Origin of the sequence: Nocardioides furvisabuli (assembly GCF_021083185.1) — a bacterium.
GTDB lineage: Bacteria > Actinomycetota > Actinomycetes > Propionibacteriales > Nocardioidaceae > Nocardioides > Nocardioides furvisabuli.
Genome location: NZ_JAIGQB010000001.1, coordinates 385,313 through 409,574 on the forward strand (window position 1 = coordinate 385,313; position 24,262 = coordinate 409,574).

Consider the following 24,262-nt stretch of genomic DNA (forward strand, 5'->3'; position numbering starts at 1 on the left):
CCATCCCGGTGCTCGGTGGTGCTCGACGCGCGCCGGTCTTTCGGCTGGTACGCGGAGGGCGTCCCGGCCCGGGTCTGGCAGCCCGTGGTCCGCGCGGTCGACAAGCCGGCTGCCCGCGCCGTCATGCCTGCGCAGTGGTTCGCGGAGCGAGCCCGAGTGTGAGCACCGCGCGCGCCTGATGCCACGACTCCACCGGCACCCGTGCCTGTGACCCCGCCATCACATGGTGGCGGGGTGCGGGGCGGGGTCATCTTCGGGGTGACGGGATCCGGGGTGGGCCTGGACCTGCTTCGGGTAGGTCGAGTGGGTCGAGTGCGATGGTGCCGGTGTGGTCGCGTCGGTAACGGTGCCCGTGCGGGGACGTCCACTCGAAGACCCCGGGCGCGGTCATCCGGTAGTGCCAGGCGGAGTGGGTCTTCAACCGGTGATGGAACCGGCACAGGGTCGCGAGGTTGTCGGTGTGCGTGGGGCCGGGTTGGGGTCGGCCTTCTGCGTCGGCGTGATGGTCGTACTCGGTGACGTGGTCGACGTCGCAACCCCTTGCGGGGCGACCGCACCACGGGAAAACACAGGCGCGGTCGCGGAGGACCACGCGGTCACGGATCCGGTCCGGGATCGCGTAGCCGGGCGCGGCCTTCGGCTGGTTGAGGTCGATGACCGGCTTGACGGTGACCTTGGTGCGGGAGTCGCCGCACCAGGACTTCAGCTGCTCGAGCAGGAGCAGCCGCTGTCCCTCCTCGAGCCGCCCGGTCGGCCCGAAGACCGTGGTGTCGCCGGACAGGGTGGCGTCGACGTGGGCGTGGAGCACGACTTCCCGCGCGACCGGCAGAGCCTGCCCGTCGTCCGAGCTGTTGGTGTGTCCGTGCTGGAAGAGGTCGAGCGCGGTCTGCGTACGAGCCAGGTCACCCAGCGCCTTCGCGCGGCGGGCATCCAGCGACTCCACGGACCCAAGGGCCTTGAGGGTGGCGGCTCGGTGGGCGAGGGCCTGGTGGAGGTCGAGTCCGTCGGCGAGGTCGACCTCCGCCTCGAGCCGCACGGTGCCGGCGAAGTGGACGTCCTGGTCGTGGATCGTGACGTGGCGCGGGTCTACGTGGAGGTAGCCGTCCTCCGGGTCAGCTGCCGGGTCGGCGGTCGCGAGGTCGTAGCGCTTGATGGTCTCGGCGACGAGGCGGTCGAGCTGCGCGGGGCCGATCCGACCTGCGACCGCGGCGACCTGCGCGTCCACGAACCCGGCTGCCTCACGGGTGAGGGCCGGTGTGGAGTGGACGGTGGCCTCGGCGACTGCGCGGGCCCGCCAGGCCGGCACGCGTCCGGAGTGGACCTGCGCCCACAACCTCGGGAGGCGGTGGCGCAGCTCGAGGGCGTGGCCGATGAGCTTCTTCGCCGACACCGAGGTGATGCCCAGGACAGTGCCGAGCTCGGCGACACAGAACTCCGCCACCAACGGCGTACCCGGTCCTGCGATGGGCTCCTCGTGCTCACACCCCACGACCGTGAAGGTCGCGGCGGAGTGGATGGACTCGGGTGGGTGGAGGTCGGCCCACCGGGCGGCGAGGTCGAGCTGCTCCGCCGCGGCAGCGTCTTCGACAGACCGAGCCGAACGGATCGAGGCGAGCAGGGCCGCGGGGCCGAGGGCGTCTGCCCCGGCCTCTGCCCCTGCTTCCAGTTCCTCGATCATGCGTTCGAGTCTAGAGAAGGGGTCCGACAGCGGGGTGGGGTCTCGACATGCCTCGCTCGTTCCTCGCTCCGGCTGCTCGACCAGCGGGGGAAGCGCTCGATCACCGAGAGCGATGAGGGGCGGTCAGGCGGCGCTGGCGTGGGCCACCAGCCGCAGCTGGCGGCGGCGGTGGTTGAGGGCCTCGACGGTGAACATCGCGAGCGCGACCCACACCAGGCCGAAGCCGATCCAGCGGCTGGCGGGCATGGCCTCTTCGAAGACCAGGATGCCGAGCGCGAACTGGATCGTCGGTGCGAGGTACTGCAGCAGACCGAGGGAGACCATCGAGACCCGGATCGCGGCGGCCCCGAAGAGCATCAGGGGGATGGCGGTGATGATGCCGGTGGTGGTGAAGAGGAGAGCGTGGCCGAGGCCGTGCGAGCCGAAGTTCGAGCTGCTGGTCGCGACCAGCCATGCGACGTACGCCATCGCGATCGGTGCGAGCACGAGGGTCTCGAGGGTGATGCTCTCCACCGCGCCGACGCCGGCCTGCTTCTTCAGCAGTCCGTAGGTGCCGAAGGAGAAGGCGAGGACGAGCGCCACCCACGGCGGACGTCCGTAGTCGACGGTCAGCACCACGACCGCGACGAAGGCGATGCCCATCGCGACCCACTGCAGCCGGCGCAACCGCTCGCCCAGGACCAGCACGCCCATCAGCACCGTGACGAGCGGGTTGATGAAGTAGCCCAGCGACGTCTCGAGGACCCGGCCGTTGTTGACGCCCCAGATGTAGCCGCCCCAGTTGACGGAGATGACGACGGCCGCGCCGCTGATCAGGAGCAGCTTCCGGCGGTCGCGGAGCAGGGCCTTGAGCTGGTCGACCCGGTGCCACAGCACGAGGATCAGCACCATGGTCAGCAGCGACCAGACGATGCGGTGCGCGAGGATCTCGACGGCGCCGCCGGGCTCGAGCAGGGTCCAGTAGAGCGGGAAGGTGCCCCAGAGGGTGTAGGCCAGGGCGCCGAGGATCAGGCCGCGACGGCTTTCTGGCACTCGGGGAGTCTAGGGCGGGGCCGTCGCCTACGATGAGGGGGCTCGGGGTTGGGACCCCGCGCTGTCCGACCAGACGTCGTCTCTCGAGGGGGAGTTCAACATGCGGGTCTTCCGCGCCGTCCTGGCGGCCTTCGTGGCCGCACTGCTCATGACCGGTGCACTCAGCACCGGCGCCACCGCCGGCTCGCTGCCCGAGCGCATCATCGACGAGAGGCCGCCGGGCAACAAGCAGGTCACCTACAACGCCTTCAAGCTCAAGGGAACCGTCCTGGAGCCGCAGGTCGACGGCACCGTGCTGCCCTACGCCAACCAGCAGGTGAAGATCCTCAAGAAGAAGTGCGGCACCTGCAAGTGGAAGACGGTCAAGAAGATCAAGACCGACGACGCCGGCGTCTTCAAGACCCGCATCTACGCGCCCGAGAAGGGTCGCTGGAAGTGGCGCTCGAAGGTCGACCACTCCAACGGGTTCAGCAACACCAAGGGCAAGGTCTGGACGCTCTACTTCAAGTGATGCTCGCCGGGGTGATCCCCTGAGCCTCCCATGTGGGAGCGCTCAGAGGATCGTCCAGGTGTCGCCGCCGCCGATCAGTGCCGCCAGCCGCGCGGAACGGTCGGCGGCGTCGTCGTTCCCGGGCACGGTGCTCGCGGTGGCGACCTGCTCGCGGGCCGCGTCGTCGTACGTCGGGCGCTGGACCTGGCGGAAGATGCCGATCGGCGAGGTGTTGAGGTAGCCCGCGTCGGTCAGGCGCGAGATCGCGAACGCCATCGTCGGGTCCGGGTTGTGCGCGTCGTGCACGAGGATGTCCTCAGCAGGGACGTCGGCCGTCGCGACGACCTTCACGCCACCGGTCTCCTCGTCGCGCACCAATGCCTTCGCGCCGCGGCCGTCCTCGAGCTGGGCGCCGAAGAGCACCGGCTCGCCGTGGACGAGCGGGATGATCGCGTCGGCCTTGGTGTCGGGCGACTTGATGGCGTCGAAGGCGCCGTCGTTGAAGATCGGGCAGTTCTGGTAGATCTCGACCAGCGACGTGCCGCGGTGCGCCGCAGCGGCCGCGAGCACCGAGGTGAGGTGCTTGCGGTCGGAGTCGATGGTGCGGGCGACGAACGACGCCTCGGCGCCGAGCGCGAGCGACACCGGGTTGAACGGGTGGTCGAGCGAGCCCATCGGGGTGGACTTGGTGACCTTGCCGGTCTCCGAGGTGGGGGAGTACTGCCCCTTGGTGAGGCCGTAGATCCGGTTGTTGAACAGCAGGATCGTCATGTTCACGTTGCGGCGCAGCGTGTGGATCAGGTGGTTGCCGCCGATCGACAGCGCGTCGCCGTCGCCGGTGACGACCCACACCGAGAGGTCCTCGCGGGCCGTGGCGATGCCGGTCGCGATCGTCGGCGCGCGGCCGTGGATCGAGTGCATGCCGTAGGTGTCGAGGTAGTAGGGGAACCGCGACGAGCAGCCGATGCCGGAGACGAAGACGATGTTCTCGCGGCGCAGGCCGAGGTCGGGCAGGAAGGACTGCACGGCCTTGAGCACGGCGTAGTCACCGCACCCGGGGCACCAGCGCACCTCCTGGTCGGAGGTGAAGTCCTTGCCCGTCTGCTTCTCGTCGGTCGTCGGGACCGACTCGGTGCCGGAGCGGAGGGCGGGAAGTCCCAGGTCAGTCATCGTGGCTCTCCTGCTGGATGGACGCGGGGGTGAGGTCGATGTCGATGCCCTCGGCCTCGGCGACGAGGCCGCCGATCACGTCGGCGAGCACGGCCGCCTTGAGGGGCAGGCCGCGGACCTCGTTGTAGCCGACGACGTCGACGAGGTACTTCGCGCGCAGCAGCAGCGACAGCTGGCCGAGGTTCATCTCGGGCACCAGCACCTTGTCGTAGCGCTTCAGCACCTCGCCGAGGTCGTTCGGGAAGGGGTTGAGGTGGCGCAGGTGGGCCTGCGCGACGTGGTAGCCGGCCTTGCGCACCCGGCGTACGCCGGCGCCGATGGGGCCGTACGTCGACCCCCACCCCAGCACGAGCACCTTCGCATCGCCCGTGGGGTCGTCGACCTCGAGAGGGGGCAGCGAGCTGGCGATCCGGTCGACCTTCGCCTGGCGGGTGCGGACCATGAAGTCGTGGTTGGCGGGGTCGTAGGAGATGTTGCCGTGCCCGTCGCCCTTCTCGAGCCCGCCGATGCGGTGCTCGAGGCCGGGCGTGCCGGGGATCGCCCAGGGACGCGCCAGCGTGGCCTCGTCGCGGAGATAGGGCCAGAACTCGGCGTCGTCGCCCGAGCCCTGGTTCTTCTCGGTCGCGAAGTCCGGGTCGATCGCCGGCAGCTCGTCGAGTCCGGGGATGCGCCACGGCTCGGAGCCGTTGGCGAGGTAGCCGTCGGAGAGCAGCATCACGGGGGTGCGGTAGGTGACCGCGATCCGCACCGCCTCGACGGCGGCGGCGAAGCAGTCGCCGGGCGACTGCGGCGCCACGATCGGCACGGGCGCCTCGCCGTTGCGGCCGAACATCGCCTGCATCAGGTCGGCCTGCTCGGTCTTGGTCGGCAGCCCGGTCGAGGGGCCGCCGCGCTGGACGTCGACGACCACGAGCGGGAGCTCGGTCATCACCGCGAGGCCGATCGCCTCGGACTTCAGCGCGACACCGGGGCCGGAGGTGGTGGTGACGCCGAGCTGTCCGGCGAAGGAGGCGCCGATCGCGGCGCCGACGCCGGCGATCTCGTCCTCGGCCTGGAACGTCGTCACGCCGAAGCCCTTGTGCTTGCTGAGCTCGTGGAGGATGTCGGAGGCCGGGGTGATCGGGTACGAGCCGAGGAAGACCGACAGCCCCGACTGCACGCCGCCGGCGATGAGGCCGTAGGACAGCGCCAGGTTGCCGGTGATGTTGCGGTAGTTGCCCGGCGCCATCTTGGCGGGCTTGATCTCGTAGCGGACGACGAAGGCCTCGGTGGTCTCGCCGAAGTTCCAGCCTGCCTTGAAGGCCGCGATGTTGGCGTCGCGGATGTCGGGCACCTTCGCGAAGCGCTTGGCCAGGAAGGCGTTGGTCGTCTCGGTCGGGCGGCCGTACATCCACGACAGCAGGCCGAGGGCGAACATGTTCTTGGCCCGCGAGGCGTCCTTGCGCGAGAGGCCGAACTCCTTGACCGCCTCGATCGTCATGCCGGTGAGGTCGACGGTGTGGAGGGCGTACTCCGCGAGGGTGTCGCCGTCGAGGGGGTTCTCGGTGTAGCCGGCCTTCGTGAGGTTGCGCGCGGTGAAGTCGTGGGTGTCGACGATGATCGTCGCGCCCTTGGACAGGTCGCCCAGGTTGGCGCGCAGCGCGGCGGGGTTCATCGCGACCAGCACGTCGGGGGCGTCGCCCGCGGTGAGGATGTCGTGGTCGGCGAAGTGCACCTGGAACGACGAGACTCCCGGGAGCGTGCCCTGGGGCGCGCGGATCTCGGCCGGGAAGTTCGGGAGCGTCACCAGGTCGTTGCCGAAAGCCGCGGTCTCCTGGGTGAACCGGTCTCCGGTGAGCTGCATGCCGTCGCCGGAGTCGCCCGCGAACCGGATGATGACGCGGTCGAGCTGCTTGACCTCTTTTTCGGGTGCTACCACAAGCAGAGACGATAGCCGCCGGTCCCGCGCCGACCGGGGCTTCCTGCCCTGTGGGACGGCCTCCACGCCTGCGGTGTGACAGGGGTCATGTCGATCGGGCCCCGGCCGGGTGGGCGCCCCGAGGGGTGAGGGCGTACGCCGTGGGGGCGCGTGCTAGCCCCGCAGCCACTAGCGTGCGTCTGTGCACACCTCGACGACGACGGCGGACGAGCTCTGGGCCGCGGTCGAGACCTTCGATGCGGAGGCTGCGGAGGTCGCCATCGCGCGGCTGCTGTGGGACGTGCCGCTGTCGGGGGCGGTCACGGGTGTCGTGCTGCCGTTCCTCCGCGAGGTCGGCGACCGCTGGGAGGCCGGCACCCTGTCGGTGGCGCACGAGCACTTCGTCACCGACATGCTGCGCCGAACCCTGTCTGCCCTGGCCGCGGTCCCGCCGCAGCAGGTGCTGGACGACGCCTCGGCGCCGTCGCCCGTGGTGCTGCTGGCCTGCCCGCCCGGCGAGCGTCACGACCTGGTGCTGCTGTGCGTCGCGCTGATGCTGCGCGAGCGCGGGGTCCGGGCCCGCTTCCTGGGTGCCGACACCCCGATCCCTGCGATCCTCGCCGCGGCCCGGGTCACGGGGGCGGCGGCGGTCGTGCTGGCCGCGACCCGACCCACAGCCTTCACCGCCCACGCGTCGTCGCTGCGCCGTCTCGCCCAGGACTGCGCGCTCTATGCCGCGGGCCGCGGTGCGGACGACCAGGCCGTGGCCGAGATCGGCGCGGCCCCGCTGCCAGACGACCCGGTGCGGGCCGTGGTCTTCCTCGTCGGCGCGCTGATGGGGCTCACCGACAGCTGGTGAGGCGGCCGCAGATCTCCGTCACGGTTCTGCGTCATGTCCCGGGGGCGGGACCGTCTCGTCTGCAGTAGGGATGCGAAAGGCGTCGCAGGGGAGCACCTGTCGCACCCGGTCGGTCGATCTCCCGTCACCCGGCCGGTTCCCCCCAGGACGTGACAGGGTGCCCCCGACCTACGAAGTGCTGGCGGTGCGGCTCACCTGAGCGGGCCGCGCCGCCGGCCTCGGCAGCCGCTCAGCCCTGGCGTTGGAGCAGGATGGCGGTGAACTGCTGGCGCGTGCCCCAGGGTGTGACGTGGTCCTCCCCGCTGGTCGACACGAGTCGGTAGCCGGGGAACTCCGCGGCAAGCTCGGCATGGGTGTAGCGCACGATCGGCAGACCGCTGCAGGTCAGTGGTCCGTCGGGACCGAAGGTGGCGACCACCACGAAGCCGCCCGGCTCGAGGCAGTGCTCGAGAGACAGCCGGTAGTCGTCGCGCTCGTCCTCCTCGGTGAGGAAGTGGAAGACCGCGCGGTCGTGCCACAGCGCGAACTGCCGGGGAGGGCGGAAGTCGAGGACGTCGGCCACGTCGAGGACGAGCTGTCCGGGGACCTCGCCCACCCGATCGCGCACGGTGTTGAGGGCCGTCAGCGACAGGTCGATCGCCGTGAGGTCGGTGTAGCCCCGCTCGACGAGGTGGTCGACCAGCGTCGACCAGCCCGCACCCACGTCGATCACGGAGCGCTCGCGTCCGAGCCCGGTCTCGTCGACGAGCCCGAGCGACAGCTCCGGCACGGACTGCCACCACGAGACACCGTCCTCGGGCTTCCCGTCGTGGACGTTCTCCCAGTAGTCGGATCGGGCGACGCCATCCGCGGGTCTGATCGGAGCAGCGGCAGGTTCCATGCATCCGACCCTATGCCGGGGCGCCGCACCGGGGTCAACGGCCGCCTGTCACCGATCGGTGAGGAGTCGACCGTGGGCCAGCCGGGCACACGAGACGTAGGTTGGTCCCATGGTCACTCCCGGCTCAGCCCCGACCACCACTCCCGTCGGTGACGTGGCTCGCCTGATCGACGGGGGAGACATGGACTGCGGCAGCGGACTCCTGCTGCTCATCACCCGCGCGATGCGGCGGCTCGACAGTGGAGACCTGCTGGCTGTTCGTAGCGCGGAGGCCAGTGTCGTCACCGACCTCCCGGTGTGGGCCGAGCTGGTCGGCCACGAGGTCGTCGTCGAGCTGGCCGAGACCCGGGGCGGACCCTGGTGGTTCGCGGTGCGCAAGGACGGTGCGGGCGCCGATGGGGTCGCCCGCCCGGAGGCCGGGACGGTGTTCAGCACCGGTGGCCGGACGCCCGTCGGCCATCGCCTCTGGGCCTACACCAACTTCGACTGCAACCTCGCCTGCCTCTATTGCTGCGCCGAGTCCTCCCCGAAGGCCGATGCCCGGCGCCTGGATCCCGAGGTCGTCGGGCCGCTCTTCGCCCAGTTCCGCGACCAGGGGGGCAGGGAGCTGCTGCTCACGGGGGGTGAGCCTTTCATGCACCCCCAGCTCGGCGAGCTCGTCGATGCGGCCGCCGGCCTCGAGCGCACGATCCTCACCAACGCGATGGTCTTCGGCCGCGGGCGTCGTCGCGAGCTGCTCGAGTCGATCGACCGCGACGTGGTCATGCAGGTGAGCCTGGACTCCGCGACGCCCGAGATCCACGACAGGATGCGCGGCGCCGGATCATGGGCACGAGCGCTGGACGGGATTGGTCTGGCCCACTCGCTGGGTTTCCGGGTCAAGATCGCCGCGACGCGGCTCGACGAGGACCCGGAGGGGGTGCGGGAGTTGCACGAGCGTCTCGATGCCGAGGGGATCGCGCAGGAGGATCGGGTCATCCGGCCCGTCGCCGCCGAGGGGTTCGCCGACAGCGGCATCCATGTCTCCATCGACTCGCTGGAGCCCGAGCCGGTGATCACCGCCGACGGCGCCTGGTGGCACCCGGTCGCGGTGACCAACCCCCACATGCGCATCGCCGACGCGCCGCTGGACCTCGACGAGATCTTCGGGGTGGTCCGCGACACGTTGCGGGTGCAGGATGCGGCGTCCGCCGCCGGCCGGGAGGTGTTCCGCTGTGCATGAGTCGCTCAGGAGCAGAGTGAGCGCCCCGCTGGGCTGGGCACTGGATCCCACCCCGGCCGACAACGCCCGGGCACAGTCCATCGCCGTCGCCGTCCTGCGCATCCTGCTGGGGCTCATGTGGCTCTACAACGTGTCGTGGAAGCGGGCGCCCGACTTCGGCGAGGACGCGGGCAACGGGCTCTACAAGTTCACGAAGTACGCCGTCGACTACCCGGTCCTCGCCCCCTACGCCTGGGTCACCGACAACCTGATCCTGCCCGTGTTCCCGGTCTTCGGCTGGGTCGTGCTGATCGCGGAGACCGCCCTCGCCGTGATGCTGCTGACCGGCACCCACGTCCGCCTCGCGGCGCTCATCGGGCTCGGCCAGTCGCTGGCCATCGGGCTCTCCGTGGCGTACGCCCCCCACGAGTGGCCGTGGTCCTACTTCCTCATGATCGGTGCCCACCTCGTGCTGGTCTTCGCTGTCGCCGGACGGGTCCTCGGCACGGACGGCGTCCGATCGGGCCACACCTCGGGCCGCACCCTGGGCCAGGTGTGGGCGGGGTTGGCGATCGTGACCGGGGGCGTCTCGCTCGTCAGGTCGCTCGATGACCCGGTCGCGGCCCGCGGTCCGCTCCTCGGCGACAGCGATCCCTCGCTGTCGCTGGGGGCCTACAACCTCGTCGGCTCCCTGGTGCTCGTCACCATCGGCGTACTGCTCCTGCTGGGGGTGCGTGCAGCCATGTCCCGGACCTTGCTCCTCGTGGCCGCTGCCCTCGGCCTGCTGGCCGCAGCGTCGTTGCACGCCCAGCTCGGGTTCACCGACCCGATCCTCGGCGGCAACCCGACATCGGCTGCCTTCTTCCTGTCCGTGGCCGTCGTCGCCCTCCTCGTGGGACGAGCCCCGTCGCACACCGCCACCCCTTCCGGCGCCGCCCCCACATCCCGACCAGAGAGCGACCAGCCATGACGCGCACCATCGCGACGTCCACCTCCATCACCCGCCTGGCCACGAGTCGCCGCGGGCTGTTCGTCGGCGCCTCCGGCCTGGTGCTCCTGGCCGCCTGCGGCAACGACGACTCCTCACCGAGCGGAGCCGGCGGTGACACCGCGTCGAACGCCGGCCCGCTCCCGATCTCGGCGATCCCGGACCAGGATCCCGAGGTGCTGAACCGTCTCTACGGCGACGTGGCAGCACGCTTCGCCGAGGCCACCGGGCTCGAGGTCACCTACACGCCTGTGACGGAGTATCCCGCTGTCGTGCGCGGCTTCGAGGTCGGCGACCTCGCGATCGCCTGGATGGGTGGACTCACGGGGGTCCAGGCCGCCCAGCGCGTGGCAGGCGCCACCGCGTTCGCCCAGCGCAACATCGACGCGGAGTTCACCAGCCTCTTCATCGCGACCCGGAAGTCCGGCCTGTCACCCTTCGACGATGTCGACGGGTTGAGCAGGCTCGCCGGTCACTCGCTCACGTTCGGTTCCGAGACCTCGACGTCGGGCCGCCTGATGCCGCAGTACTTCATGGACCAGGCGGGCCTGTCGATCGACGACCTGAAGGGCCAGCCCGGCTTCTCCGGCTCCCACGACGCGACCATCGAGGCCGTGGCGTCCGGCAGCTTCGAGGTGGGGGCGGTCAACGAGCAGGTCTACACCGCCACCGTGGACGCGGGCGAGGTCGACCTCTCCGACGTGGTCGTGCTGTTCCGGACCCCTCCCTACTACGACTACCACTGGCTGGCCCGGCCTGACGTGGACGAGGTCTACGGTGCGGGCACCCTCGACAAGGTCAAGGACCTGCTCTTCGGACTCGATCCGTCGGTGCCGGACGACGCCGCGATCCTCGACCTCTTCGGCGCCGAGTCCTTCGTCCCCACCGAGAACTCCAACTACGACCAGATCCGCGATGTCGCCGAGGAGCTGGACCTGCTCGCGTGAACGAGCACGTCGTACGCCTCGAGGGCGCCGGACGCAGCTTCGGCGCCAGCACCGCGCTGACCGGCGTCGACCTCACGATCCGGGCGGGTGAGCGCGTCGCGGTGCTCGGGGCGAGCGGCGCCGGCAAGTCGACCCTGCTCGCGCTGCTCAACGGCTCGCTCCAGCCGTCGGAAGGCAGCGTGGAGCTCTTCGGTGCTGCCACCGCCGGGCTGCCGGCGCGCACCCGACGGGGGTTGCAGCGCCGAGTCGGGACCGTCTCGCAGGGACTGGACCTCATCGAGCAGGTGCGGGTCCTGCACAACGTCAATGCGGGGCGGCTCGCCGAATGGGGTACGCCGCGCGCGCTCGCCTCGCTGGTCTGGCCGCATCCCGACGAGCGCGCGCTCGGCGCACTGGAGGCGGTCGGGCTCGGCTGGGCGGTGCACGAACGCACCGAACGGCTCTCCGGGGGTGAGCGACAACGAGTCGCGATCGCCCGGCTGCTGATCCAGCGACCCGACCTGGTCCTGGCCGACGAGCCGGTCGCGAGCCTCGACCCGACCCGAGCCGCCGAGGTGCTGGGGCTGCTGGGTCGGGCGACGGACTCGCGCGGCACCCTGGTGGTGACGCTCCACCAACCCCAGCTGGCGCGCGACCACTGCACACGGGCCATCGGGTTGCGAGAGGGCCGACTCGTGTTCGACACCCCCATCGCCGACCTCGCGAGTCACCTCCTCGACGAGCTCTACGCGCGGGCCTGAGTCGCCCATGAGCCGCCATGACTGACCTCGTCGAGGTCGCACGCCACGATCGGGACCCGACCGCCGGTCCCGACCGGGCAGGTAGACCCCCGTCGTCGTGTCGGGTGACGGGACGGCAGGTGGCGTTGCGCCGGGGAGCGGGAGCGCTGATCGTTCTCCTCCCTCTCACCTGGGCGCTCCAGCGCGCCCTGCCCCAGGGCGGTGACATCGTCAACAGGGGTGGCGTGCCGCTCATCGGCGACCTGCTCGGCAAGGCATGGAGTCCTCGCCTGGACGGCGAGTTCCTGGAGGTGGTGGTCGACGCCGCTGTCACCACGCTCGCCTTCGCCGCACTCGGCACGGCAGGGGCGCTGGTGATCGGCCTGCTCGGCGGGCTGGTGCTCAGCGACGTCGCCTGGGCACGCCGTCCGCCGTGGCCGGTGCGCACCGTGCGGACCGGGCTGCGCGGGGCGTTGGTGGCGATCCGGTCGATCCACGAGCTGGTCTGGGCGCTGCTGCTGGTGAGCGTGCTCGGTCTGGATCCGCTGGTCGCGGTGCTGGCGATCGCCCTGCCCTTCGGGGCGCAGACCGCGCAGGTCTTCGGGGACACCTTCGACGCGCTGCCGACCCGCGCCCTCCGGGCACTGCGCGACGCTGGTGCGCCGGCTGCGCCAGCCGTCGCGTTCGCGCTGCTGCCTCCGGCCGGACCGCTGATGCTGTCGTACGCCTTCTACCGCTTCGAGTGCGCGGTGCGGTCGACCGTGCTGCTGGGCGCGGTCGGCGTGGGTGGGCTGGGTCAGGAGTTGGTCGTCAGTCTCAGCTCGCGCAACTGGGACGAGGTCTGGACGCTGGTCGCGGCGGTGATCGTGTTGTCGGCGGTCGTCGATGCGTGGAGCGGGCGGCTCCGCACCGACATGGCCGTGGCCAGCTGTTCGGAGTGGTCCGCCGGTGACGCTGGAGGCGCTGCAGGCACGGGCGGGCGTCGGCCCGGCTCGAGGTGGGCGCGTTGGTCGGCGATCGCCGCAGCGCCCGGGCTCGTCGTCGCCTGGTTCGCATCCGGGGTGTCGCTCTCGGGCCTCACCAGCGAACGCACCCGCATGCTGGCCGGCCGCCTCCTCGACGACCTGGTCCCGCCGGCACTCCCCAGGGGAGGGGCGGGCGAGGTGACGGCGGCGGTCCTGGACACACTGGCCATGGCGGTGCTGGCGATGGCGATCGCCGTCCTCATCACCCTGGTCGTCTCGCCGTGGGCCGTCGCTGTCCGCCGCGGCACCGGTCCACCGGGGGGACTCGCCATGCGGTCCCTGCGGTGGATCTCCTGGCTGGTGGCCCGGATCGTCCTGCTGGTGCTGAGGTCGGTCCCACCGACGGTGTGGGCGGTGATCGCGCTGCTCGCGCTCTTCCCCGGCGTGCTCCCCGGAGCGCTCGCCCTCGGCGTCTACACCGGCGGGGTGCTGGGCCGGCTCGTCGCCGAGTCGTGGGAGAGCGTGAGCCCGGCACCGCGCGAGGCGCTCGTGCGCACCGGCGTGCCCGGCGCGGTCGCCACGGTCGCTGCCGTCGTTCCCGCCTCGGCGCAGCAGCTGGTGACCTTCACGCTCTACCGGTTCGAGATCTGCGTGCGTGAGACGGCGGTCGTCGGCATCGTCGGCGCCGCCGGGCTCGGCCGCCTGCTGGCGGAGAACCTGAACTTCTTCCGCTTCCCGGTCGTGATGACGCTGCTGATCGCGTCGTTCGCGGTCAGCGTCGCCAGCGAGGTGGCCAGCCGTCGGCTGAGGCGCGCGATCCGGGCATGACGAAGCCGCACGGTGGCCCACCACCGCACCCCCGGCAGGGAGCCGGTGCGAGCCCGCGCCGCCGCCCTCAGCGGTAGTTGGTGAACTGCACCGCGAAGTCGTAGTCCTGCGACTTCACCAGCTGCTGGACGGCCTGGAGGTCGTCGCGCTTCTTCGACGACACCCGCAGCTCCTCGCCCTGCACCTGCGCCTTGACGCCCTTGGGGCCCTCGTCGCGGATGAGCTTGGAGATCTTCTTGGCGTCCTCGGAGGTGATGCCCTCCTTGAGCGCGATGTCGATCTTCGAGACCTGGCCGGACTGGCGGGGCTCCGAGGTGTCGAGGATCTTCAGGCTCTGGTTGCGCTTGATGAGCTTGTCCTGGAAGACGCTGAGCACGGCGCTCGCGCGGTCGTCGGCGGAGGCGGTGATCTCGATCGCCTTCTCGCCCTTCCACTCGATGCTCGCACCGGTGCCCTTGAAGTCGAAGCGGGTGGCGATCTCGCGGGCTGCCTGGCTCAGGGCGTTGTCGACCTCCTGGCGGTCCAGCTTGCTCACGATGTCGAAGCTCGAGTCAGCCATGTGTGCCTCCTAGTGGGGCCCCGTGGCGGCGCCCCGGCGATTCGTAGTGAAGTCCGTGCCTTGCTATTGTTCCGCACGGCCCGGCAGGTTGCCCGAGCGGCCAAAGGGAGCTGACTGTAAATCAGCCGGCAACGCCTACAGAGGTTCGAATCCTCTACCTGCCACTGGACGAGTCCAGGGCGAGACCCCCGTCGACAGGCGGGGGTCTCGTGCATTTGACTCACCGCATGGACATCGCCCCTCCCGACACGGCGTGGCTCGACGCCGAAGGTCGTCGCCTCCTCGACTTCGGGCGCCACGTCGGCCATCCCCTGGGCGGAGCCGCCTGGCTCGACGACGAGGGCCGTCCGGACCTGTCGCGACCGGTGCACACGTGGATCACCAGCCGCACCGTCCACGTGTTCGGGCTGGGTGCCCTGCTCGATGTCGACGGCTGCACCGACATCGCGGCGGCCGCGCTCGACGGGCTGCGTACGACGCTGCGCGACGCCCAGCACGGGGGGTGGTTCACCGCGGTCGACGCCACCGGGACGCCGGTCGGCACGTCCAAGTCCTGCTACGACCACGCCTTCGTGGTGCTCGCGGGCTCGACGGCGGTCGTGGCCGGCCTGCCCGGCGCCGACGACCTCCTCGCCGAGGCGCTCGACGTCCTCGAGCAGCACTTCTGGGACGAGTCGACCGGTCTGGTGATCGACGAGTGGGACCGCGCGTGGACGACCCCCGCGCCCTACCGCGGGCTCAACGCCGCCATGCACTCGGTGGAGGCGATGCTCGCGGCCGGCGACGCGACCGGCGATCCGCGCTGGCACGAGCGGGTGGGCCGCGTCGCGGCGTACGTCGTGGGTCTCGCAGCAGCACACGACGCCCGCCTGCCCGAGCACTTCGACCCCGACTGGACGCCCGACCTCGGGCTCAACCGCGACCGGCCCGACGACCCGTTCAAGCCCTACGGCGCGACCATCGGCCACGGTCTGGAGTGGTCGCGGCTGCTGCTGCACGTCGAGGCCTCGCTCGGCGACCGCGCACCGGCCGGGCTGCTCGCCACCTCGCGCCGGCTCTTCGACCGCGCCGTGGGCGACGGCTGGGACGTCGACGGAGCACGCGGTTTCGTCTACACCACCGACTGGGACGGCACCCCGGTCGTGCGGCAACGGATGCACTGGGTGGCCGCGGAGGGCATCGCCGCTGCGGCCGCGCTGCACCGCCGCACCGGCGAGGAGCGCTACGCCCGGCTGTACGCCGCCTGGTGGCGCTACGTCGTCGAGCACGTCCGCGACACCGACCGTGGGTCGTGGCACCACGAGCTCGACCCCTCCAACCGCCCGCAGGCGTCGGTGTGGGCGGGCAAGCCCGACCTCTACCACGCCGTCCAGGCCACCCTCCTCCCGCGACTCCCGCTCGCGCCCGGTCTCGCCCGGGCGGTGGCCCTGTCGGCACCCGGGCAGGCACCGGCATGATGGGTCCATGACGGACGCCCAGCCGCGCATTCTCGTCGTCGGCGAGGCGCTCATCGACGTGGTCCCCGACGCCGCGGGCACGCCCCGCGACCTGCCCGGCGGAAGCCCTGCCAACGTCGCCATCGCCCTCGGCCGGCTCGAGCGCGACGTACGACTCGTCACCCTGCTCGGCGACGACGCGCGCGGGGCGCTGGTCCGCACCTGGCTCGAGGCCAGCAACGTCACCGTGCTCGCGCAGCCCACCGGCAGCGGCCGCACGTCGAGCGCCGAGGTCACCCTCGATGCCTCGGGTGCCGCGAGCTACGTCTTCGACCTCGACTGGGAGCTCTCGGCCGTCCCCGAGGAGGCCTGCGACGTCCTGCACGTCGGCTCGATCGCGACCGTGCTCGACCCCGGCGCCGACGCCGTCCTCGCCGCGGTGCGCGCCCGCCGCGGCCGCGCACTGGTCTCCCTCGACCCCAACGCCCGCCCGGCCATCACGCCGGACCGCGCCGGCCCCCTCGCCCGGGTCGAGGAGCTCGTCGCGCTGGCCGACCTGGTCAAGGTCAGCGACGAGGACCTCGACTGGTTGCACCCGGGCCACGACCCCGTCGCCACCGCCACGCGTTGGGCGGCGGCGGGTCCGGGGCTGGTCGTGGTCACCCGCGGCGGAGAGGGCGCGATCGCCGTACGCCACGACGGCACGACGCTCGAGGTGCCCGGGGTCCCGGTCCGCGTGGCCGACACCGTGGGCGCCGGCGACACCTTCAGCGGGGTGCTGGTCGACGCCCTCATCGCCCTCGGTGTGCACGGTGCCGACGCGGCCGCTGCACTGCGCGCGCTGTCGGACCGCGACGTGCTGGGCGTCGTGACGACCGCCGCTGTCGGCGCCGCCATCAACGTCTCGCGCCCCGGGGCCGACCCGCCGTCGCGCGCGGAGCTCGCCACCGCTCTGGGCACGACTCCCGAAGCGGACGAGGAGTGACGCGGGAGCAGATCCACGACATCGGCCGCCGCCGCGCCTGGGTCATCTGGCTGGTCGCCCTCGCGGTCTACGTCCTGGCCGTCTTCCACCGCAGCTCGCTCGGCGTCGCCGGGATCATCGCCGCAGACCGCTTCGACATCAACGCCACCAGCCTGGCGACGTTCACCGTCCTCCAGCTCGTCGTCTACGCCGGCATGCAGGTGCCGGTCGGCGTCCTGCTGGACCGCTACGGCTCGCGGGCGCTGCTCGTCACCGGCCTGGTGCTGATGACCGCGGGTCAGCTCGGCTTCGCCTTCGTGGAGTCCTTCCCCGCCGCGGTGACCGCCCGCGCCGTGGTCGGCGCGGGGGACGCGATGGTCTTCGTCAGCGTGATCCGCCTGGTCACCGCGTGGTTCCTGGTCCGCCAGGGCCCGATGGTCACCCAGCTCACCGGCCTGTCCGGCCAGCTCGGCGCGATCGCAGCGGCCGGCCCCCTGTCGTACCTCCTCCACGAGCTCGGCTGGACCGGCGCCTTCGCGCTGACGTCGAGCATCGGCGTGGTGCTGCTGGTCGCGGTGCTCGCGCTCGTCAAGGACTCGCCCTACCGCCGCGGCGACGTCGTCACCATCAAGCTCCGCGCGCTCGCGCTGTCGGTGCGGACGGTGTGGGGCAACCCGGGCACCCGGCTCGGCATGTGGTCGCACTTCGTCTCGCAGTTCTCCGCCACGGTCTTCGCGCTGCTGTGGGGCTACCCCTTCCTCGTCCAGGGCCTGGGCTGGTCGACGAGCGGGGCGAGCACCCTGCTGATGGCGATGACGGCGTGGGCGGTCGTGAGCGGGCTGGTCACCGCGCGGCTGGTGGCGCGACTGCCCTACTACCGCTCGTGGATCGTGGTCGGCATCGTCATCGCGATGGTCGTGCCGTGGACCGCGGTCCTGCTCTGGCCCGGCGTCGCGCCCGGCTGGGTCGTGGTCGTGATGGCCTTCGCGACCGCCAGCGGGGGACCCGCTTCGATGGTCGGCTTCGACCTGGCGCGGTCCTTCACCGCACCGCACGAGACCGGGCGGGCCAACGGCCTGGTCAACGTCGGCGGCTTCACCGCCTCGCTGCTGACGATGGCGCTCATCGGCGTCGTGCTCGACCTGTCGGCACCGGGCGGCATGGAGTCCTACACGCTCGATGACTTCAAGCTGGCGATGTCGGTGCAGTACGTCTTCTGGGCCTTCGGCATCGTGCAGACCCTGCGCTACCGCCGACGCGGACTCGCCCACCTCGCCCGGGTCCACCCGGGCTCGGTCGAGCAGCTGAGGGCAGGCCGGGCCTTCGTGCACCCGGGGATCGGGACCGAGGGCGTCTAGCCGATCTCGCCGTCGTCGTCGGAGTCCAGGTCGCCGGTCGGGTCCTCGGCAGACGGGTCCTCCAGGTAGTCCCCGCCGACCGGGTGCCCCTGCCACGACACCATCCGCCAGCCCGACTCGTGGTCGCCGTCGAGGACGATCAGCGCGGTGTTGTGCAGCGGCTGGTGCACGGATGGGGCGTCAGGGTGCGGGTCCATCCGGGTCGAGACCCACGTGCGGAGCGCGGCGCCGTGGCTGACCACGAGCGCGGAGCGGTGGCCGGCGTCGACGATCCTGCTCACCGCGGCGTCGAAGCGGGCCAGGAACTCCTCCCCCGTCTCCCCGCCGGGCATCCGGTGCGTGAGGTCGCCCTCGAGCCACGTCGCGACGGTGCCGACGTAGCCCGCGACCGCGTCGTGGTCGCTGCGCATCTCGAAGTCGCCCGCCGCGATCTCCTCCAGCCCGTCGAGCACGGTCAGGTCCAGGCCACGGTCCTCGGCGGTCGGCGCCGCGGTCTGGTGCGTACGCACGCGGCTGGAGACGTAGACCGCGTCGAGGTGCTCGTCGGCCAGCGCCTTGGCGGCGGCCGCAGCCTGGGCGCGCCCCAGGTCGGTGAGGTCCACCCCGGGATGGGTGGTGTCGAGCTCGCCGGAGACGTTGGCGTGGGTCTGGCCGTGGCGCATCAGGAGGAGTCGCACAGGAGGTCCTAGCTGTCGGAGCGGGAGGTCTTGGACGAGGCGAGCTCGCGGGCCTGCTCCAGCGGCACGCCCTCGAGCGCCTCGGCGACGTCGGAGCCGAGGTGGCTCACCTCGGTGCCGCGCTCGAGCGGGACGAGCGTGTGCACCAGGCGGTCGTCGTAGGCGTGCACCATGGTGAAGGCCTGGTGGGCGTCGACGCCCGACACGAAGCGGTCCACCGGAGCCGGGTCGCTGGTGTAGCAGGTGGCCGAGGCCACCGACACCGGTACGCCTGCGAAGGTCGACCACGTCGACAGGTGCAGGTGCCCGGCCAGGATCCCGCGCACGTCGGTGCCGGTGATGACCTCGGCCAGCGCCTGCTGGTCGTGCAGCTCGACCAGCTCGGCGGCGCGCAGCATGGGCAGCGGCAGCGGAGGATGGTGCATCGCGAGCAGGGTGCCGTGCTCGGCCGGAGTGGCCAGCACGTCGGCGAGCCACGCGAGCTGCCCGGGGGTGAGGTCGCCGTGGTGGTGGCCCGGGACGCTCGTGTCGAGGGCGACGATGCGCAGCCCGTCGACCTCGTGCACCCGGTCCTGCGGGCCGTCGTCGTCGGAGTCGAGGAGACCGCGCGCGAAGGGCGCGCGCTCGTCGTGGTTGCCCATCGTCCACACCACGACCGCGCCCATCGCGGCCGCGGCCGGCTCGACGATCGAGCGCAGCGTCGCGTAGGCCTCGGGCTCGGCGCGGTCGGCCAGGTCGCCGGTGAGGACGAGGGCCCGGGGAGCCGGGCTCACGGCCGCGAGCCGGTCGAGGGCGAGGCGGAGATGGGCATCGTTGTCGACCGCGCCGTGGTGCAACGCGCCGCCCCCGATGAGGTGCGGGTCGGAGAGGTGCGCGACGACGTGGCGCGGTGCGGCGTACTGGCCCAGCTGCTTCACGGCCTCAGCCTAGGACCGCGCAGAAGGGCGACCGCGCTGGTGGGCGGGCTGGTGGCGCCGATGGACTCGTCACTGCACGGCGCCTACCTGGCGATCGTGATCGGGTCGCTCGTGGTGGCTGCGGTCGCGGCGCTGCTGCTCGCCACCCGCCGGGCCCGCGAGCGGCTCGACGGCATCGCCACCGACGAGTGGACGTCGAGCAGGGAGCCGACCGTGGCCGACCAGGGGTAGCGCTCCGCGCGCGTGCGGGCCGCGGCCCGGCGTCGCGCCACGGGGCGGGCCGCGACCTCGAGCACCGCGTCCGCGAGCGCGCCCGCCTCGGGGGCGCCCCACCCGCCGGAGGCCTCGTCGACCAGCTCGCGCGCCCCGCCCCTCTCGGCGGTGACGACCGGCGTGCCCGAGGCCAGCGCCTCGAGCACCGCGAGTCCGAAGGTCTCGCCGGGGCAGACGCTCAGCGCCACGTCGGCGTGGGCCAGTGCGCGGCTCAGCCGGGCGGGGGAGTCGACGTAGCCCCGGAACCGCACGGGCGCGTCGCCGGCGAGCTCGACCAGCTCGTCGAGGTGCGGTCCGACGCCGTAGACGTCGAGGCACATCGGCACCCCGCGCCTGTGCAGCTCGACGGCGGTCGCGACCGCCAGGTGCGGGCTCTTCTCGCGCGACAGCCGCCCGGCGTGCACCAGCCGCAGCCCGTCGACCCGCGCGCGCCGGTGCGGGCGGAAGGTGTCCAGGTCGACGCCCAGCGGGACGCGTACGACGGGGCAGCCCGCCGCGGCTGCGACCGCGGCGAACTCCTCGCCGGCGTAGGCCGAGGTGACCACGACCGTGTCCACGCTGCGCACCAGCAGCCGGTTGAGCAGCCCGGCCGACACCTTCGACGTCGCACCGAGACCGGTGCGAAGCGCCAGCATGTCGTCGAGCCGCTCGTGGGAGAGCAGCACCGACCCGACGCCGCTGCGCCGGGCCCAGCGCGCCACCGGCAGCAGTGTCGACTTGTCGCTCAGCTCGACCGACGTCGGCTGCCACTCCTCGAGCACCTCGATGACACGCCACGGCTCGACGATGAGCCGGTAGCCGCCTCCGACCCGCGGTGCGCGGAGCTGGACGACGTCGCCCAGCGGGCCGGACGTGCGGGCGTCCTCGGGACCGGGTACGACGAGCAGGCGGCGGCAGCCGGCCTCCACGTATCCCGCGCCCAGGGCCCGCAGCGCGGTGCGCATGCCCCCCGACGCAGGTCCGACGAAGTTGGCCAGCTGGGCGATGCGCATGTGCGCACGGTGGCGCAGCCGGGTGAACGGACCCCGACCGGCGCCTTGCCGTCAGCGGGCCGGGAGGATGCGGCCGGTGACCTCGCCGAGCGAGATCCGGCCGCCCCCGGTGCCGGGCGCGGTGTAGCGCAGCGTCACCTCGTCGCCGTCCTCGAGGAACGTCCGCTCCCGGCCGGCGACGGTGAAGGGCTCCTTGCCGCCCCAGCTCAGCTCGAGCAGCGACCCGCGCTGGTCTCGCTCGGGTCCGGACACGGTGCCGGAGCCCCACAGGTCGCCGGTGCGCACGCTCGCGCCGTTGACGGTGGTGTGGGCCAGCATCTGCGCGGGCGACCAGTACATCGTGCGGTACGGCGGGCGGGCGACGACCTCGCCGTCGAGGACCACCTCGACCTCGATGTCGAGACCGGCGGGACCCTCGACGCGAAGATAGTCGAGCACCTCCGGGTCGTCCTGGCCGGGCAGCTCGGTCCACGCCGCGTCGAGCGCCGCGAGCGGCGTGACCCAGGCGCTGATCGAGGTGGCGAACGACTTGCCCAGGAACGGGCCGAGCGGGACGTACTCCCACGCCTGGACGTCGCGCGCCGACCAGTCGTTGAGGCCCACGACCCCGAAGGTGTGGCGCGCGAAGTCGGCGGTCGCCACGCGCTCACCCATCGCGGAGGGGACACCGACGACGAAGCCGAGCTCGGCCTCGATGTCGAGGCGCGCCGACGGGCCGTAGGTCGGGAGCTCGGCGTCGGGCGCCTTGCGCTGCCCGCACGGACGTACGACGTCGGTGCCCGAGACCACGACGGTGCCGGAGCGGCCGTGGTAGCCGACGGGGAGGTGCTTCCAGTTGGGCAGCAGCGGCTCGGCGTCGGGACGGAACATCCGCCCGACGTTGGAGGCGTGGTGCTCGGAGGCGTAGAAGTCGACGTAGTCGCCGACGGTGAAGGGCATCAGCATCCGCACCGAGTCCACCGGCGAGAGCGCCGGCTCCACGAGGTCGCGCTCGGTCTCGTCGGTCAGCAGCCCGGTGACCCAGGCGCGCGTCGACTCCCACACCGTCGGCCCGGCCGCCATGAAGGGGTTGAGCGTGGGCTGGTCGAACAGCGCGTGGGTGTCGACCATGTCGGCGGCCGCCACGATGCTGAGGTCGAGCACCTGGTCTCCGATCCGGACGGCGACGCGCGGGTGCTCTCCGGAGCGCGCGAAGACGCCGTAGGGGAGGTGGTCGACGTCGAAGCCGGAGCCGGCGGCGCCGGGCACCCAGGTGGGGGCGTGGTGGGTCATGAGTCCTCCGCGGGGTGGGGGGTGATCAGGTCGAGGGCGACCAGGTCGTCGAGGGGCTCGGTCACCGAGCAGGAGCCGAAGGAGGTGAACCAGCGCCGCGCCGAGCCGATGTCGGTGGCGGCGAGAGCCTCGCCGTCGCGCTGGCGCAGGGCGTCGGTCGCGTCGGCGACGGAACCGCCGTCCCAGAGCACCTGGGTCGCGACCAGGACGTTGAGGAAGCCGTGCATCCCGCCGCCCTCCGGGTCGTGGCGCACGGCCCGGTGCAGGCCGGCGGTGCCCTTGAAGGACGTCTCGCGGTCCAGGGCCGCGTCGATCCAGGACGCCACGGTGGCCTCGTCCGGCACCAGGTCGTGGTCGACGTGGCCCAGCCGCAGCTTGAGCCGGAGCTCGGCCGCGGCCACCTCGTCGGCGGCGGCGAGCCAGGCGGGTGTCGCCGGTCCGGGGACCTCGACGTGGACGCGTACGTCGTCGGCGAGCGTGCCCTCGTCGCGGGCGTGGTCCAGCGCGGCCACCACCCGGCGCACGTTGCCGGCGAGGTCGTCGGGGTCGCGCAGCGCGATCTCGAGCGCGGCCACCTCGAGGCCGAGGCGGGCGGCGGCACCGAGGGGACCGGCGACCTGCCCGGCGCCGCCGGTCACCACGACCGACAGCGGCGCGCCGAGGCCGCAGACCAGCGGCAGGTCGGTGTCCTTGAGCACGAAGGTCCCGACGAGGTCGGCGTACCACTCCTCGCGGCGGGCGCTCCACGACGCCGTCGCGTCGTGGAGGGGGACGTCACCGGGCGGGAAGACCGCGGCGTCGTCGACGAGGCCGCGCCACTGTGCGGGCCAGGGACCGGGATCGGCAGGTGCGGAGGAAGGAGCCACGGGTCTACTCTAGCCACCAGATAGCGGACGCCTGCGTCCGATAATCGGAAGACAGGAGCGACCGTCATGGCCCACTACCGAGCCCTCGGCCGGCTGCCGCGCCAGCGCCACACGCAGATGCGCGACGAGGACGGCCACCTGTTCCGTGAGGAGCTGATGGGCGAGGAGGGCTTCTCCTCCGACTCGTCCCTGCTCTACCGCCGCGGCGTGCCGAGTGCGATCACCGACAGCCAGGTCTGGGAGCTGCCCGACCAGTCGCGCCGGCCCAACCATCCGCTCAAGCCGCGCCACCTGAGGCTGCACGACCTGTCCACCGGCCAGTGCCCGGTCGAGGGCCGCCGGCTGGTCCTCGGCAACAACGACGTCCGCATCGCCTACGTCGTGACGGGCACCGATCCGTCCCCGCTCTACCGCAACGCCATCGGCGACGAGTGCGTCTACGTCGAGTCCGGCTCGGGCACGGTCGAGACCGTCTTCGGCGTCGTGGCCTACCGCGCCGGCGACTACGTCCTGATCCCGCGCGCGACCGACCACCGCTGGGTCCCGGCCGAGCCGTCGCGCCTCTACGCGATCGAGGCCAACTCCCACATCCACCCACCCAAGCGCTACCTCTCGCGCTTCGGCCAGCTCCTCGAGCACGCGCCCTACTGCGAGCGCGACCTCCACGGGCCCACCGAGACGCACCAGGCCGAGGGCACCGACGTCGAGGTGCTGGTCAAGCACCGCGCTGCCGGTCAGGTCGTCGGCACCCGGCTGACCTACGCCACCCACCCCTTCGACGTGGTGGGCTGGGACGGCTGCCTCTACCCCTACACGTTCAACATCGAGGACTACATGCCGATCACCGGCAAGGTCCACCAGCCGCCGCCGGTGCACCAGGTCTTCGAGGGGTGGAACTTCGTGATCTGCAACTTCCTGCCCCGCAAGGTCGACTACCACGACCTCGCCATCCCGGTGCCCTACTACCACTCCAACGTCGACTCCGACGAGGTCATGTTCTACGTCGGCGGCGACTACGAGGCGCGCAAGGGCTCGGGGATCAACCTCGGCTCGATCAGCCTGCACCCGGGCGGGCACGCCCACGGTCCACAGCCCAGCGCGATCGAGGCCAGCCTGGGCGCCGACTACTTCGACGAGTCCGCGGTCATGGTCGACACCTTCGCTCCGCTGGAGCTGGGCGAGGGCGGGATCGCCGTGGAGGACCCGGCCTACGCCTGGACCTGGGCCGGTCGCGGTCCTGCGGCGTCCGGCGAGGACGGCGGACCGGCGGTCTTCAGCAACTCCTGAGCCGTCC

22 protein-coding genes and 1 tRNA gene are annotated in these 24,262 nt (G+C 72.0%); 12 read left to right on the forward strand and 11 right to left on the reverse strand.

Translation table 11 applies throughout. From position 1 onward, the window contains the following. Positions 1-247: 247 nt before the first annotated feature. Both K4G59_RS01820 and rarD read right to left on the reverse strand, forming a co-directional pair. Positions 248-1,678: an HNH endonuclease signature motif containing protein gene (locus K4G59_RS01820; RefSeq protein WP_231248809.1), complete on the reverse strand. Its 1,431-nt coding sequence runs from the start codon at positions 1,676-1,678 to the stop codon at positions 248-250. Between the two features lie 123 nt (positions 1,679-1,801). Next, a complete protein-coding gene (gene rarD, locus K4G59_RS01825; RefSeq protein ID WP_231248815.1) occupies positions 1,802-2,710 on the reverse strand; it encodes an EamA family transporter RarD in 909 nt (302 codons plus the stop codon). A 100-nt stretch (positions 2,711-2,810) separates the two neighbouring features. On the opposite strand from rarD, the gene K4G59_RS01830 reads away from it, so the two are divergent. Then, positions 2,811-3,221 (forward strand): hypothetical protein, encoded by a 411-nt coding sequence (locus K4G59_RS01830; RefSeq protein WP_231248817.1) that lies wholly within the window; start codon positions 2,811-2,813, stop codon positions 3,219-3,221. A gap of 42 nt (positions 3,222-3,263) precedes the next feature. Here the strand turns inward: K4G59_RS01830 and K4G59_RS01835 are convergent, their stop codons facing one another. Together K4G59_RS01835 and K4G59_RS01840 are read right to left on the reverse strand one after the other, a co-directional pair. Beyond that, a complete protein-coding gene (locus K4G59_RS01835) occupies positions 3,264-4,370 on the reverse strand; it encodes a 2-oxoacid:ferredoxin oxidoreductase subunit beta (protein ID WP_231248819.1) in 1,107 nt (368 codons plus the stop codon). Next, entirely contained in the window at positions 4,363-6,288 is a 1,926-nt protein-coding gene (locus K4G59_RS01840) for a 2-oxoacid:acceptor oxidoreductase subunit alpha (RefSeq protein WP_231248821.1), read from the reverse strand. The genes K4G59_RS01835 and K4G59_RS01840 overlap by 8 nt, the downstream gene beginning before the upstream one ends. Positions 6,289-6,469: 181 nt before the next feature. Here K4G59_RS01840 and K4G59_RS01845 point away from each other — a divergent pair, with 181 nt between their 5' ends. Next, positions 6,470-7,126, forward strand: coding sequence for a cobalamin B12-binding domain-containing protein (locus K4G59_RS01845; RefSeq protein ID WP_231248823.1), 657 nt, complete (start codon positions 6,470-6,472; stop codon positions 7,124-7,126). Between the two features lie 229 nt (positions 7,127-7,355). Here the strand turns inward: K4G59_RS01845 and K4G59_RS01850 are convergent, their stop codons facing one another. After that, positions 7,356-8,006 (reverse strand): class I SAM-dependent methyltransferase, encoded by a 651-nt coding sequence (locus tag K4G59_RS01850; protein ID WP_231248825.1) that lies wholly within the window; start codon positions 8,004-8,006, stop codon positions 7,356-7,358. Positions 8,007-8,115: 109 nt separating this feature from the next. Between K4G59_RS01850 and K4G59_RS01855 the strand changes: the two genes are divergently transcribed. The 5 genes from K4G59_RS01855 (at position 8,116) to K4G59_RS01875 (ending at position 13,654) form a co-directional block, all read left to right on the forward strand. Next, positions 8,116-9,228: a radical SAM protein gene (locus K4G59_RS01855; protein WP_231248833.1), complete on the forward strand. Its 1,113-nt coding sequence runs from the start codon at positions 8,116-8,118 to the stop codon at positions 9,226-9,228. 16 nt (positions 9,229-9,244) lie between these two features. Beyond that, positions 9,245-10,177 carry an Rv1678 family membrane protein gene (locus K4G59_RS01860; RefSeq protein ID WP_231248835.1) on the forward strand — a complete coding sequence of 311 codons (933 nt, stop codon included), beginning with the start codon at positions 9,245-9,247 and terminating at the stop codon, positions 10,175-10,177. Further along, positions 10,174-11,142 (forward strand): putative selenate ABC transporter substrate-binding protein, encoded by a 969-nt coding sequence (locus tag K4G59_RS01865; protein WP_231248837.1) that lies wholly within the window; start codon positions 10,174-10,176, stop codon positions 11,140-11,142. Before K4G59_RS01860 ends, K4G59_RS01865 begins: the two co-directional genes overlap by 4 nt. Further along, positions 11,139-11,882, forward strand: coding sequence for a phosphonate ABC transporter ATP-binding protein (locus K4G59_RS01870; protein ID WP_231248844.1), 744 nt, complete (start codon positions 11,139-11,141; stop codon positions 11,880-11,882). The genes K4G59_RS01865 and K4G59_RS01870 overlap by 4 nt, the downstream gene beginning before the upstream one ends. A 119-nt stretch (positions 11,883-12,001) precedes the next feature. Then, the gene (locus K4G59_RS01875) at positions 12,002-13,654 is read left to right on the forward strand and encodes a PhnE/PtxC family ABC transporter permease (protein ID WP_231248846.1); all 1,653 of its coding nucleotides are present in this window, start codon (positions 12,002-12,004) and stop codon (positions 13,652-13,654) included. Positions 13,655-13,721: 67 nt separating this feature from the next. Here the strand turns inward: K4G59_RS01875 and K4G59_RS01880 are convergent, their stop codons facing one another. Further along, complete coding sequence (locus tag K4G59_RS01880; RefSeq protein ID WP_207083894.1) at positions 13,722-14,213, reverse strand: YajQ family cyclic di-GMP-binding protein; 492 nt, start codon at positions 14,211-14,213, stop codon at positions 13,722-13,724. Positions 14,214-14,295: 82 nt separating this feature from the next. On the opposite strand from K4G59_RS01880, the gene K4G59_RS01885 reads away from it, so the two are divergent. The 4 genes from K4G59_RS01885 to K4G59_RS01900 all read left to right on the forward strand — a co-directional run bounded on the left by K4G59_RS01885 (position 14,296) and on the right by K4G59_RS01900 (position 17,971). Next, positions 14,296-14,377 (forward strand) — tRNA-Tyr (locus K4G59_RS01885). A 63-nt stretch (positions 14,378-14,440) separates the two neighbouring features. Continuing rightward, the gene (locus K4G59_RS01890; protein ID WP_231248848.1) at positions 14,441-15,670 is read left to right on the forward strand and encodes an AGE family epimerase/isomerase; all 1,230 of its coding nucleotides are present in this window, start codon (positions 14,441-14,443) and stop codon (positions 15,668-15,670) included. Positions 15,671-15,677: 7 nt separating this feature from the next. Beyond that, positions 15,678-16,634 carry a carbohydrate kinase family protein gene (locus K4G59_RS01895; protein ID WP_231248850.1) on the forward strand — a complete coding sequence of 319 codons (957 nt, stop codon included), beginning with the start codon at positions 15,678-15,680 and terminating at the stop codon, positions 16,632-16,634. Further along, positions 16,631-17,971, forward strand: a complete 1,341-nt coding sequence (locus K4G59_RS01900) for an MFS transporter (RefSeq protein WP_231248852.1) — start codon at positions 16,631-16,633, stop codon at positions 17,969-17,971. Before K4G59_RS01895 ends, K4G59_RS01900 begins: the two co-directional genes overlap by 4 nt. Here the strand turns inward: K4G59_RS01900 and K4G59_RS01905 are convergent. The 5 genes from K4G59_RS01905 to K4G59_RS01925 form a co-directional block, all read right to left on the reverse strand. Continuing rightward, entirely contained in the window at positions 17,968-18,648 is a 681-nt protein-coding gene (locus K4G59_RS01905) for a histidine phosphatase family protein (protein WP_231248854.1), read from the reverse strand. The two genes, K4G59_RS01900 and K4G59_RS01905, sit on opposite strands and share 4 nt — an antisense overlap. 8 nt (positions 18,649-18,656) lie before the next feature. Continuing rightward, positions 18,657-19,565 (reverse strand): metallophosphoesterase, encoded by a 909-nt coding sequence (locus K4G59_RS01910; protein WP_231248856.1) that lies wholly within the window; start codon positions 19,563-19,565, stop codon positions 18,657-18,659. A gap of 83 nt (positions 19,566-19,648) precedes the next feature. Further along, complete coding sequence (locus tag K4G59_RS01915; RefSeq protein WP_231248857.1) at positions 19,649-20,830, reverse strand: glycosyltransferase; 1,182 nt, start codon at positions 20,828-20,830, stop codon at positions 19,649-19,651. Between the two features lie 51 nt (positions 20,831-20,881). After that, positions 20,882-22,102: a fumarylacetoacetase gene (gene fahA / locus K4G59_RS01920; RefSeq protein WP_231248859.1), complete on the reverse strand. Its 1,221-nt coding sequence runs from the start codon at positions 22,100-22,102 to the stop codon at positions 20,882-20,884. Continuing rightward, positions 22,099-22,968, reverse strand: coding sequence for a hypothetical protein (locus tag K4G59_RS01925; RefSeq protein ID WP_231248861.1), 870 nt, complete (start codon positions 22,966-22,968; stop codon positions 22,099-22,101). The genes fahA and K4G59_RS01925 overlap by 4 nt, the downstream gene beginning before the upstream one ends. A 66-nt stretch (positions 22,969-23,034) precedes the next feature. Between K4G59_RS01925 and K4G59_RS01930 the strand changes: the two genes are divergently transcribed. After that, the gene (locus K4G59_RS01930; RefSeq protein WP_231248868.1) at positions 23,035-24,255 is read left to right on the forward strand and encodes a homogentisate 1,2-dioxygenase; all 1,221 of its coding nucleotides are present in this window, start codon (positions 23,035-23,037) and stop codon (positions 24,253-24,255) included. Positions 24,256-24,262 lie beyond the last annotated feature (7 nt).

Excerpts from the sequence above, each read along its gene's own strand:
- K4G59_RS01820 (WP_231248809.1), bottom strand. The coding sequence starts at position 1,678 with ATGATCGAGGAACTGGAAGCAGGGGCAGAGGCCGGGGCAGACGCCCTC.
- K4G59_RS01830 (WP_231248817.1), top strand. The coding sequence starts at position 2,811 with ATGCGGGTCTTCCGCGCCGTCCTGGCGGCCTTCGTGGCCGCACTGCTC.
- K4G59_RS01835 (WP_231248819.1), bottom strand. The coding sequence starts at position 4,370 with ATGACTGACCTGGGACTTCCCGCCCTCCGCTCCGGCACCGAGTCGGTC.
- K4G59_RS01850 (WP_231248825.1), bottom strand. The coding sequence starts at position 8,006 with ATGGAACCTGCCGCTGCTCCGATCAGACCCGCGGATGGCGTCGCCCGA.
- K4G59_RS01855 (WP_231248833.1), top strand. The coding sequence starts at position 8,116 with ATGGTCACTCCCGGCTCAGCCCCGACCACCACTCCCGTCGGTGACGTG.
- K4G59_RS01865 (WP_231248837.1), top strand. The coding sequence starts at position 10,174 with ATGACGCGCACCATCGCGACGTCCACCTCCATCACCCGCCTGGCCACG.
- K4G59_RS01880 (WP_207083894.1), bottom strand. The coding sequence starts at position 14,213 with ATGGCTGACTCGAGCTTCGACATCGTGAGCAAGCTGGACCGCCAGGAG.
- K4G59_RS01890 (WP_231248848.1), top strand. The coding sequence starts at position 14,441 with ATGGACATCGCCCCTCCCGACACGGCGTGGCTCGACGCCGAAGGTCGT.
- K4G59_RS01895 (WP_231248850.1), top strand. The coding sequence starts at position 15,678 with ATGACGGACGCCCAGCCGCGCATTCTCGTCGTCGGCGAGGCGCTCATC.
- K4G59_RS01915 (WP_231248857.1), bottom strand. The coding sequence starts at position 20,830 with ATGCGCATCGCCCAGCTGGCCAACTTCGTCGGACCTGCGTCGGGGGGC.
- fahA (WP_231248859.1), bottom strand. The coding sequence starts at position 22,102 with ATGACCCACCACGCCCCCACCTGGGTGCCCGGCGCCGCCGGCTCCGGC.
- K4G59_RS01930 (WP_231248868.1), top strand. The coding sequence starts at position 23,035 with ATGGCCCACTACCGAGCCCTCGGCCGGCTGCCGCGCCAGCGCCACACG.